This is a genomic window from uncultured Maribacter sp., from assembly GCF_963977385.1.
In the GTDB taxonomy this organism is placed as follows: Bacteria; Bacteroidota; Bacteroidia; order Flavobacteriales; family Flavobacteriaceae; genus Maribacter.
On the sequence record NZ_CAXBOU010000006.1, the window covers coordinates 165,772 to 177,558 of the forward strand.

General features: G+C 35.1%; 12 protein-coding genes. 10 read left to right on the top strand and 2 right to left on the bottom strand.

What is annotated here, in order from left to right:
• The first annotated feature begins 27 nt into the window (after nt 1-27).
• From nhaC to ribB, 10 genes are all read left to right on the top strand, one after another.
• Complete coding sequence (gene nhaC, locus AAC084_RS08940; protein ID WP_339839694.1) at nt 28-1,494, top strand: Na+/H+ antiporter NhaC; 1,467 nt, start codon at nt 28-30, stop codon at nt 1,492-1,494.
• Between the two features lie 216 nt (nt 1,495-1,710).
• Nucleotides 1,711-2,355, top strand: coding sequence for a peroxiredoxin (locus tag AAC084_RS08945; protein ID WP_339654195.1), 645 nt, complete (start codon nt 1,711-1,713; stop codon nt 2,353-2,355).
• A gap of 78 nt (nt 2,356-2,433) precedes the next feature.
• Nucleotides 2,434-2,748, top strand: a complete 315-nt coding sequence (locus tag AAC084_RS08950) for a thioredoxin family protein (protein WP_339839697.1) — start codon at nt 2,434-2,436, stop codon at nt 2,746-2,748.
• The gene (locus AAC084_RS08955; protein WP_339839700.1) at nt 2,729-2,986 is read left to right on the top strand and encodes a hypothetical protein; all 258 of its coding nucleotides are present in this window, start codon (nt 2,729-2,731) and stop codon (nt 2,984-2,986) included. Before AAC084_RS08950 ends, AAC084_RS08955 begins: the two co-directional genes overlap by 20 nt.
• 121 nt (nt 2,987-3,107) lie before the next feature.
• Nucleotides 3,108-3,611 carry a thiol peroxidase gene (gene tpx, locus AAC084_RS08960; RefSeq protein WP_339839703.1) on the top strand — a complete coding sequence of 168 codons (504 nt, stop codon included), beginning with the start codon at nt 3,108-3,110 and terminating at the stop codon, nt 3,609-3,611.
• Between the two features lie 14 nt (nt 3,612-3,625).
• Nucleotides 3,626-3,991 carry a diacylglycerol kinase family protein gene (locus AAC084_RS08965; RefSeq protein WP_339839705.1) on the top strand — a complete coding sequence of 122 codons (366 nt, stop codon included), beginning with the start codon at nt 3,626-3,628 and terminating at the stop codon, nt 3,989-3,991.
• 63 nt (nt 3,992-4,054) lie between these two features.
• Nucleotides 4,055-6,418, top strand: a complete 2,364-nt coding sequence (locus AAC084_RS08970) for a DNA translocase FtsK 4TM domain-containing protein (RefSeq protein WP_339839708.1) — start codon at nt 4,055-4,057, stop codon at nt 6,416-6,418.
• Nucleotides 6,419-6,431: 13 nt separating this feature from the next.
• Nucleotides 6,432-7,076: an outer membrane lipoprotein carrier protein LolA gene (locus AAC084_RS08975; RefSeq protein ID WP_339839768.1), complete on the top strand. Its 645-nt coding sequence runs from the start codon at nt 6,432-6,434 to the stop codon at nt 7,074-7,076.
• Nucleotides 7,077-7,102: 26 nt separating this feature from the next.
• A complete protein-coding gene (locus AAC084_RS08980) occupies nt 7,103-8,584 on the top strand; it encodes an LptF/LptG family permease (RefSeq protein WP_339839770.1) in 1,482 nt (493 codons plus the stop codon).
• A gap of 10 nt (nt 8,585-8,594) precedes the next feature.
• Complete coding sequence (gene ribB / locus AAC084_RS08985; protein ID WP_339839711.1) at nt 8,595-9,731, top strand: 3,4-dihydroxy-2-butanone-4-phosphate synthase; 1,137 nt, start codon at nt 8,595-8,597, stop codon at nt 9,729-9,731.
• Between the two features lie 4 nt (nt 9,732-9,735).
• Here the strand turns inward: ribB and AAC084_RS08990 are convergent, their stop codons facing one another.
• Both AAC084_RS08990 and AAC084_RS08995 read right to left on the bottom strand, forming a co-directional pair.
• Nucleotides 9,736-10,929: a DegT/DnrJ/EryC1/StrS family aminotransferase gene (locus AAC084_RS08990; RefSeq protein ID WP_339839714.1), complete on the bottom strand. Its 1,194-nt coding sequence runs from the start codon at nt 10,927-10,929 to the stop codon at nt 9,736-9,738.
• 38 nt (nt 10,930-10,967) lie between these two features.
• Nucleotides 10,968-11,723 (bottom strand): sulfite exporter TauE/SafE family protein, encoded by a 756-nt coding sequence (locus AAC084_RS08995; RefSeq protein WP_339839716.1) that lies wholly within the window; start codon nt 11,721-11,723, stop codon nt 10,968-10,970.
• Nucleotides 11,724-11,787 lie beyond the last annotated feature (64 nt).

The following is an 11,787-nucleotide window of genomic DNA, read 5'->3' on the forward strand; positions in this document are numbered from 1 at the left end:
ATTACGTATTAACCAAACGCATTTTAAATGTCAAACCAAAATTCAAATGAGCATAGGGAAAACGAACATATCGTAGCCAACAAAGAACTTAATCTGCTAGAAGCCCTCATTCCCGTTGTACTTTTGATGGCAATGTTAGCTTATAACATATTCTTTGCAGATGGAGAATGGTTTGGAGAATATTCAAATCAGATTATATTACTTATTGGAGGTTTATTTGCTGCGATAGTTGGTTTTTTCAATAAGACCACATTCGAAACCATGGTTAGGGAAATTTATGAGAACCTAAAAAGTGTTTTCATTCCTATCATGATATTGTTTTTGGTTGGCGCATTGGCGGGCACTTGGTTAGTAAGCGGAATTATTCCAGCAATGGTTTATTACGGACTAAAAGTGTTGAGTCCATCAATATTCTTACCTGCATCAATTGTAATTGCCGCTATCATTTCTATTGCTACCGGTAGCTCATGGACAACTTCGGCGACCGTAGGTATCGCTCTGGTAGGTATAGGAACAGCATTGGGCATACCAACAGGCATGATTGCAGGTGCGGTAATTTCAGGAGCATATTTCGGGGATAAAATGTCTCCTTTAAGTGACACCACGAATTTAGCACCCGCTATGGCAGGAACAGACTTGTTCACACATATTAAGTATATGTTCTATACAACAGGCCCTACCATATTAATAACAATTATTGCCTTTTCTATAATCAGTTTAAATATTGACACTACGGGTAATGCAGATGTAACAGGATTACTAAAAACAATTGCGCATACATTTAATATAACACCATATTTATTTATAGTACCATTAGCGGTAATTGCTCTGATCTTATTGAAAACCAAGCCTCTAATAGCACTGGGTGTAGGAGTTCTTTTGGCAGCTGTTTTTGCTTTTATTTTTCAACCTGAAATTTTATCAAGTCTTTCAGATTCTAAATTCAGCGCCCTTATCAATTCTATGCTGACGGACACTGCTATAGTAACTGAAAACGAAAAATTGAATGAGCTTTTTAGTTCGGGAGGTATGAATGGAATGCTGTGGACCATTTATCTTATCTGCTGCGCCATGGTTTTTGGAGGCATAATGGATGGAATTGGCGCACTAGCGAGAATTACCCAATCATTACTAGCCGTTGCAAAAAGTGTATTCGGACTTTTTACAAGTACAGTTCTTAGTTGTATCGGTTTAAATGTAATAGCCAGTGATCAATACTTGGCAATAGTAATTCCTGGTAAAATGTTCAAAAAAGCGTATCAAGATAGAGGGTTAGCACCTGAAAACTTGAGTAGAACTTTGGAAGATTCCGGTACTGTTACTTCTGTACTAATACCTTGGAACACCTGCGGAGCATATCAATCTGGAGTATTAGGCGTAAGTGTTTCAGAATATTTCACATACGCCATATTCAATTGGTTGAGTCCTATTATGACATTAATATTTGCGGCCTTCAATATTAAAATAAGACAGCTCATTAAAAAAGAAGCTTAATTTCTACTTTAACGAAACAAAGACATTTATCTTGTGTGCTTGATAAGTTCACAATAATCCATATTAAATTTTAAGCCATTCGCATTAAAATGGACATATTCTTTTAGCTATTCAGAATAGTTATTCATCTATTGATAATTCTAATTTAGAAAGTCTGCCAACCCTCTTTCATGTCTTAATTTTGCTTTATAATTAATTATAAAACGAAGACATATTATGGCGTTTGTAGGTAAAAAATTCCCAAATCTTAGTGTTAATGCAATGAATGAAATGGGCGATACTTTTAAACTTAATGTTTTAGAAGAAGCTCAAAAAAATAATAAAAAAGTGGTTCTATTCTGGTATCCAAAAGATTTTACTTTTGTTTGTCCTACTGAACTTCATGCATTTCAAGCAGCTATTGGTGAATTTGAAAAAAGAAACACTTTAGTCATTGGTGCTTCATGCGATACTCCAGAAGTACATTTTGCTTGGTTGAGTACTAATAAAGACAATGGTGGCATTGAAGGCGTAACCTACCCAATTTTAGCCGATAGCAATAGAAACTTAGCATCAACTTTAGGTATTTTAGATATTACCAATGAAAAGTATGATGAGGAGAATGATGTTGTTACCGTTGAAGGTGACAATGTGACCTACCGCGCAACATATTTAATTGATGAAGAAGGTACAGTTTTTCATGAAGGAATTAATCACATGCCTTTAGGAAGAAACGTTAACGAATACCTTCGTTTAATTGATGCATTTACTCACGTACAAGAAAAAGGCGAAGTATGTCCAGCCAACTGGGAAGAAGGTAAAGATGCCATGTCTGCCAATAGAGATGGTGTAGCAAGCTATCTTTCAGCGCATGCCAATTAAATTCAAGACCTTAAAGATCAAGAACATGAAGCACCCTACTTCATGTTCTTCTTAACAACTATTTAAACAATCACGGTTATGTTATTGGAATTAGAACAAGATAATTTACAGGAAATCATTGATAATAATGCCAACGTCGTAGTTCAATACTCGGCTACATGGTGTGGTAACTGTCGTATTATGAAGCCGAAATTTAAGAAAGAAGCTTCAGAAAATGAAAATGTAACATTCGTAATAGCTGATGCGGAAAAATTTCCTGAATCAAGAAAGCTTGCTAATGTAAATAACCTGCCAACTTTTGCTTCATTTGAGCAAGGGAAATTCAAAAATCAGGTTCAGACTAATAAATATGACTTACTAAAAGAACTGATCAGTGAGATTACCCATAATTAAGTTACTAACCGAGTTCATAGAAGAAAAAGACAGCGATTACATACTAGAGACCATTGAGACTTTAGAAAGATTAACTGAGTTACCCTCTTTAAAAGATGAAGAACTTGATGTAATCGGAGAACTGATTTCAAACATGTACGGAGCACTAGATGTAGCAAATAGCATACAACAAGGCACACCTAAAAAACAAGCTTTAAACCAGTTCATGCAGCGGGTGATGGGCTCCATAGATAAGTAATCCATACAGTATAAAGAAAAAAGTCCTTTCATATAGAATGGACTTTTTTTATTCATTTAAGCTCACATTTCATCTTAATATTTTATAATTTCACGCTTTCAATCATATAAACATTAAGGACATGGCTTCAATTACATTAAAGGGAAATGCAATACACACTTTAGGTTCTTTACCCACAACTGGCGGAAAAGCACCTGAATTTCAGCTAACTAAAAATGACTTATCTACCGTAAAACTTTCAGATTATGAAGGTTCAATAGTGGTTTTAAATATATTTCCAAGTGTTGATACAGGTACATGTGCACAATCGGTTAGACAGTTTAATAAAGAGGCTGCAGAATTAGATAACACTATCGTACTTTGTGTATCTAAAGACCTTCCTTTCGCACAAGCGAGATTTTGCGGTGCAGAAGGAATTGAAAACGTTGAAATGCTTTCTGATTTTAGAGATGGTAATTTTGGAAAATCGTACCATGTTGATTTTTCTGATGGCCCCCTCGCTCCATTACATTCAAGAGCCGTAGTGGTCGTTGATGAAAAAGGAAACGTATTATACACTGAACAAGTAGCTGAAATTACTGATGAGCCAAATTATAAAGCTGCTCTAGAGGCGTTAATGAACTAATAAAAACGACATTCATGCCCAAAGAATCCTTTTTGGCCAATCGTATTAAAAGTGTTGGTTTTGCCTTAAAAGGTGCCTTCTTGCTGATACGTACCGAAGCAAGCATAAAAATTCAGGTTTTTATAGCCACAGTTATGACTGCTGCAGGTTTTTATTTTGAAATATCAAATACAGAATGGATACTTCAAATATTCGCCATTGCATTGGTACTCGGTATAGAAGGCATGAATACGGCTGTTGAAAAAATATCTGATTTCGTACAACCAGAATTCGATGTAAAAATCGGGTTCATTAAGGATATTTCTGCAGGGGCAGTTATGCTGGTTTCAATAGCAGCAACCATTATCGGTTTAATCATTTACTTGCCCAAAATTTTATAGGTCGCATCATTGTTTCCTATAGCTCATCGTAAATTTGTAATTTAGCACCAGAATTAATTTTTAATGGCAAAGAAGGCAACTAAATCAAAGCCAAAACCTACTAAAAAAGAATCATCTTTTAAATTATCCAAACAGAATAAAATCATTTTGGGTAGTTTGCTGATGCTTTTTAGTATCGCACTGTTCTTTTCATTTATATCGTTTTATTTTAATTGGCAAGATGATCAAAGTCTTCTCTCTGAATTCAAAGATCGTAATGAGCTAGCCAAAAATTTATTGAATAAATTCGGCGCAAGCATAAGTCACTTTTTCATGTATAAGGGCTTTGGCTTAGCCTCACTTATACTCCCCTTTTTAATTTGTATCACAGGAATATATTTGTTTTTAGGTCTTCCTTTAAAAGCATTATTTAAAAAGTGGATTTGGGGCTTACTTTTCATTATATGGATTTCAATTGCCTTAGGGTTTTTCGCAACCAGTAGTCCGTTATTAGGCGGATTAATAGGTTTCGAAATGAATGATTTTTTGCAAGACTATGCTGGTAAAATTGGCGTACTCTTGTTATTGGTATTCGGCCTCATATTCATTTTTGTGAGACTGTTTGAAATAACACCTGAAGGTATATCGTCCTTTTTTAAATCAAGAAAAGAAGCGATCGCAACAGAATTTAAAGCTAGTAAAGAAAGAAAGGCAGCCAAGGTTGACGAAACAATAATTACATCTTTAGACGAAGACTTACCGGTAATTGTAGATACTTACACTCATAAAACAGAAATTCCGCATTTAGAAAAGGGAGATGATCATAAAGATTTTGAAATAAATACTCCGGAACCAGAGGATACAATTGCTATGGAAGTTGAGCAAGTAATTGAGGAGCCTGAAGAAATTGATATTCTAGCAAATAAATTGGTAGATGATTTTGGAGAGTTCGATCCTACCTTAGAATTGGGCAACTATAAATTCCCTACCATAGAGCTTTTAGACCAACATGGTGTTACCGGGGGCATTACTATAAATCAAGAAGAATTAGAGGAAAACAAGAATAAGATTGTTGAGACTCTCAAAAATTACAAAATTGGTATTGCCCAAATTAAAGCTACTATTGGCCCTACTGTTACCTTATATGAGATTGTTCCTGATGCGGGTGTAAGAATATCTAAAATTAAAAACCTAGAAGATGATATCGCTTTGTCATTGGCGGCGTTAGGTATTCGTATTATCGCACCAATTCCCGGTAAGGGAACTATAGGTATTGAAGTACCTAACAAAAATGCAACTATTGTTTCTATGCGTTCGGTAATTGCATCGAGTAAATTTCAAAAGGCAGAAATGGAATTACCAATAGCTTTTGGTAAAACTATTAGTAATGAAACCTTTGTTGTCGATTTAGCCAAAATGCCACACCTTTTAATGGCAGGTGCAACAGGCCAAGGTAAATCTGTAGGTTTAAATGCCGTATTAACTTCTTTATTATATAAAAAGCATCCTGCTGAAGTTAAATTTATATTGGTAGATCCAAAGAAAGTTGAATTAACCTTGTATAATAAGATTGAACGTCATTTCTTGGCTAAACTTCCTGATTCCGCAGAGGCAATTATAACTGATAATACAAAGGTGATTCATACCCTTAATTCACTTTGTATTGAAATGGATAACCGTTATGAACTATTGAAATTAGCTATGGTTCGTAATTTAAAGGAATACAATACAAAATTCAAGGCTCGTAAATTGAATCCGAATGACGGACATAAATTTTTACCATACATTGTACTGGTAATTGATGAGTTTGCCGATTTAATTATGACTGCCGGAAAAGAAGTGGAAACACCGGTTGCAAGACTTGCACAATTGGCTAGAGCCATTGGTATTCACTTAATAATTGCAACACAACGACCATCCGTTAATGTTATTACAGGTATAATTAAAGCCAACTTCCCAGCGAGATTAGCTTTTCGAGTTACCTCTAAAATAGATTCTAGAACAATATTAGACACTTCTGGCGCCGACCAATTAATTGGTCGTGGCGATATGTTGTTCACCCAAGGTAATGATGTTACCAGAATTCAATGCGCATTTGTTGACACACCTGAAGTTGCAAAAATTGTTGAATATATTGGTAGTCAGCGCGCATACCCAGATGCCTACGAGCTTCCTGAATATAGCGGAGAAGATTCTGGCACGAGTGTTGATTATAATGTTTCAGAAAGGGACCAAAAGTTCCGCGAAGCAGCTGAAGTAATTGTCATTGCACAACAAGGTTCAGCATCTTTAATTCAAAGAAAACTAAAATTAGGGTACAATCGCGCTGGTAGAATAATCGATCAATTGGAAGCTGCAGGAATTGTAGGTCCTTTTGAAGGCAGTAAAGCAAGGCAGGTTTATATATCAGACATGGTAGCCCTTCAACAATTATTGGATAATGAATAATATTAAAAAAGAGATGAAGAAAATTATTATTGTATTAACGATTATGCTTACCGCAACTTTTGCTAATGCTCAAGGTGCGGACAAGGCTAAAGCCTTATTAGATCAAGTCTATACTAAAGTTCAGAGTTACAATAACATCTTTGTTGATTTCAAGTTCGATTTAAAGAACGTTGAAGCAGGTATTAACCAAGAGACTAGAGGTGATGTTACACTTGCAGGCAACAAATACATTTTCAATTACCTAGGCTCTCAACAATTGTATGACGGTAAGAAAGTGTATACTATTGTACCAGAAAATGAAGAAGTGACCATTGAAGATAAGTCTGAAGATGAAGATGCAATGACACCTTCAAAAATGTTGACTTTTTACAAAGAAGGTCATAATTATGCCTGGGATATCTTACAAGATGTACAAGGAAGAAAAATTCAATATGTAAAATTGACACCTATTGATTCTGACACCGAAATAAAATCGAGATTATTGGGGATAGATATGGGCACAATGCATATTTACAAATTAATTGAAACAGGCAAGAACGGCACTAAGACTACAATCACTGTTAATTCTTTTAAAACAGACGAAGTTTTGTCCAAAACCTTATTTATTTTTGATGAAGCTAAATATAAGGATGAAGGCTATTTCATTCTAAGAAATTAGAACTATTGAGAATACTAGACCGATATATCCTATCAAGGTTCGTCTTTAATTTTGTCAGTTCGTTTGTAATATTGATGTTCATCTTCATATTCCAAACGATTTGGCTTTTTATTGATGACCTAGCAGGTAAAGGTTTAGATATTGTTATTATCGGTAAGTTCTTATTTTATTTAATGCCAGACCTTACTGAGAAGGTACTGCCTTTGACAGTACTTTTATCCTCCATTTTAACTTTCGGTTCCATAGCAGAAAATTATGAATTTGCTGCAATGAAAGCCTCGGGTATTTCACTACAGCGATCCATGTTAAGTTTGATTGTTTTTGTGACAATTTTAGGTGGTGTTACGTTTTTCTTTGCTAATAACGTAATTCCGCTATCACAACGAAAAATATATAATCTTCGTAGAAACATTGCTAAGATAAAACCTGCTGCTGTAGTATCTGAAGGGGTTTTTAGTGATTTTGAAGGGATGAATATTAAGGTTGATGAGAAGTATGGAGATAATGACCGTTTCTTAAAAAATGTAATTATCCACATTAAATCGAAGAGCAATCTAAATACTACGGTAATAAAATCGAAGACCGGAGAATTAATCAGTAGTGAATCTTCAGACCTTATTCAGTTGGTTTTAAAGGATGGGCATTACTATGAAGATGTTACTTCTAAAAGTAATGAAAGCAAAATGAAGTTTCCTTTTGCAAAAGCTGACTTCGACACGTACACCATGAATATCGAAATTCCCGAAATCGACAATGATGAATTGGAACAAGAACGGGATATTAGTACCGATAAGATGAAAAATATCTCTCGACTCAACAAAGACATTGATTCTTTGCGAGGTGATAATTACAAGATTGTTCGCGCGTTTTCAAAAAATATAGAAAGTAGAAGCGGAATTTTTATTCCATTAATTACAAAGAATACCGATTCTGCAAAAGTGGATATGGTAACTAAGAAAGATTCTATATCAGCCGAAAGAGCAATAATAGCAAAATCGAATATTGCCTGGCAAGATTCCATTAAGGAAAACTTTTTAGTCCTTTTTCCAGATTGGCAACAGATACAAATTTTAAGCAGCGCAAAAAATGCCACTAGCAGTATTCTAGGTTCTGTTAGCGGTAAAAAAGAAGAAATGCAGAAGAGATATAAAATCTACCGAATGCATATTCTTTCGCTTCACAATAAATATGCTTTGGCTTTTTCCTGTATTGTTTTATTTTTTGTTGGAGCTCCACTTGGTGCCATAATCAGAAAAGGCGGATTAGGATTACCGATGGTCATTGCAATCGTACTTTTCCTAATTTATTATTTCATTGGAGTTTTTGCTGGAAACTATGCAAAAGAAGGTAATATACACCCTATGTTAGGAGCATGGCTACCAACATTAATCATGCTACCCTTAGGCGTATATTTAACAAAAAGGGCAACCGAGGATAAGGGAATGATGAATTTTGGATTTATTTCAGATTTCTTCAAAAAATTATTTAAGAAAAAAGATAAAAGCTGATTGTTTAAACATGACAGATCTTAACAAAATACAATTGAATTCCATTGAAGAGGCGATTGAAGATATTCGCGCAGGTAAAGTTATTATTGTTGTTGACGATGAAAATCGAGAAAATGAAGGAGATTTTTTAGCTGCTGCAGAGCTAGCAACGCCCGAAACCATTAACTTTATGGCGACTCACGGCAAAGGCCTTATTTGTGCGCCATTAACTGAAGGCCGTTGTAAAGATCTAGGGTTGCATATGATGGTCAATACCAATACAGACCCTTTTGAAACGGCATTTACAGTATCTGTAGACTTAAGAGGAAATGGTGTTACCACAGGAATTTCAGCATCTGATCGGTCTAAGACCGTTTTGGCATTGACCGATAAAAATACCCAACCACATGATTTAGTAAGACCTGGTCATATATTTCCTTTGGTTGCTAAAGAAGGCGGTGTATTACGTAGAACAGGTCATACAGAAGCAGCGATTGATTTTGCAAGACTAGCCGGTTTAAAACCAGCTGGGTTTATTGTAGAAATAATGAATGAGGATGGAAGCATGGCAAGACTTCCTCAATTAATTAAAGTAGCTAAGAAATTTGACTTAAAAATTGTTTCTATAGAAGATCTAGTAGCCTATAGAATGGAGCATGATAGTTTGATTGAAAAAGAAACTGATTTTGAAATCGTAACAAGATTTGGTGACTTTAGATTAAGAGCCTATAAACAAACCACCAATAATCATATTCATTTAGCCTTAACTAAAGGTTCTTGGTCTGCAGACGAAAAAATATTGACTCGTATTAATTCTACGCTTATCAACAATGATATTTTAGGAACCTTAACGCATAACCCTGACGAAAAGTTAGAGGATATGTTCAAAAAAATAAATCAAGAAGGCAAAGGTGCCATCGTATTTATAAATCAAGATTCTGAATCACTTAATCTTCTTTCTAGATTGAAAGAACTTAAAGAACTGCAAAAACAAGGCATTAACAAAGCTCCAAAAATAGAAATGGATAGCCGTGATTTTGGAATTGGGGCTCAAATATTACATGATTTAGGTATTCATAAAATGAAGCTCATGACCAATAGTACCCAGGCTAAACGTGTAGGTATTGTAGGTTATGGATTAGAAATTGTTGAATATGTAGCCTATTAAAATTCTAAACGAATTTTTCTAAAACTGCTTTCATTTTTGCTGCACGATCATTTACCTGTTCATCCGTCCAGCTAAGTTTTATTAAACATGAAATGGTTCTACCTATCCATTTATCTGATTTTGAGAAATTAGATTTTGAATAATCAGGTAACTGATTTATAACTTCTTGCGGAAGCTTGCCTAGAGATTTAAGATTCGCCAAATGTTCCCATTTTTTGTAGTAATGCCAATTATTATCGAACCAATAAAAACACGCGTCTATTCCAGATTCGCCCAAAGCGGTATGCGCTTTCTTTGCTATTTCTTCTGTTGGCAAGAAAAAAGTCAAAAATGAATAATTCTCTACACCTCCTGTTGGCACCCTTCTAAAACTAACATTTTCGAGTGTTTCTATGGAAGTCCTCAATGCGGAATAGTGTTTTTTCTGAATCGCGATAAAATCATCTAACCTTTGAATTTGAGCACACCCAACAGCTGCATTCAATTCAGAAATTCTAAAATTATATCCTAAGAACGGGTGAGTTTCCGTTCCCCTATTATTACCTACATGGTCATGACCATGATCTGAATAGTGGTCTGCATTTACCTTATATTTCTCACTATTCGTAATAACAGCGCCACCTTCACCACAAGTAATTGTTTTTACATAATCAAATGAAAAACATCCTAAATCACCATAACTACCCAAAGGCTTACCGTCAAAACTACCACCAATTGCTTGGCAGGCATCTTCTAGCAACAATAAATTATGGTTATCACATATATTTTTCAATGCCTTAAGGTCTGCCATAGAGCCACACATATGAACAGGCATCACCACTTTTGTTTTACTAGTTATAGCTTGTTTTACCGCTAATGGATCTAAGGTTAAAGTATCATCTACATCAACCAAAATTGGTACCGCACCAATGGCTAAAATAGATTCAAAACTTGCTACGAAGGTAAATGTCGGCATAATCACCTCATCACCTGCCCCTACTCCTGCACTTGCCAAAGCAACGGTAAGTGCTGCAGTACCGCTACTAAGTACTTGCGCATATTTGGACTCCATTCTCTTTGCTAAAGCCTTTTCAAGCTCTAAAGCCTTCCAATGGTTATTTCGCATACCATCAAAACCATAACGCATGAGTACCCCAGAATCTAACACATCTTGTACTTGACTTTTTTCACTTTCCCCGAACAATTCGAACCCTGGCATTCTTCTTTATTTTAATAGTTATACAAATCTTGTTTAAATTATCGGTAAAACCAAAGTTTTATGGCTAGTATCGACACCATGATAATAAGGAATTTCTTTACAAAACCATCACCCATATTTACAGAAATCCTACTCGCCACCCAAGCCCCACTACCATTACCAATAGCTAATACCATTCCGATTTCCCAATCCACTTGCTCGTTCCATGCAAAAACAACCAAAGCAGAAACCATATACATGAAAACAACGGCAACTTTAGTCGCGTTTGAACGCACTAAAGTCATTCTATTTATATAATGAAGAAATAGAATTATGATAAAACCTAAACCTGCATTTATAAAACCTCCATAAATACCAAAAAAGAAAAATGCGATAATACCTAACCATAAATATTTTCCTGTAAGCCGTTCTTGAACCTCTTTGATACTAATTTTAGGCCCGAAGGCTATAATAAGCACTACACAAATCATCACAATGGCCAATATTCTATTGAAGATGGCAGCACTTATATCAACTGCTAAATAAGCTCCAATTATAGAACCAAAAAATGCAGAACACCCTAAGTATATATTAAAGGGAAACGTTGAAACTCCTTTACTTTTAAAACCCGCAGTAGCTATTGCAGTTTGAAATATGACAGCTACCCTATTTGTACCATTTGCCATGGTTGACGGCAAGCCAAGAAATATTAAAATTGGTAAAGAAAGTAATGACCCGCCACCTGCAACCGTATTTATAAAACCAACCACGAAGCCAACAATAATCAATAAGGGGTAGGCATACCATTCTTCCATCTAACAAAGATAAAGGCAATTTTACTATTGAATTCTGACTTAATTAGGCACTACAAATTCTAAT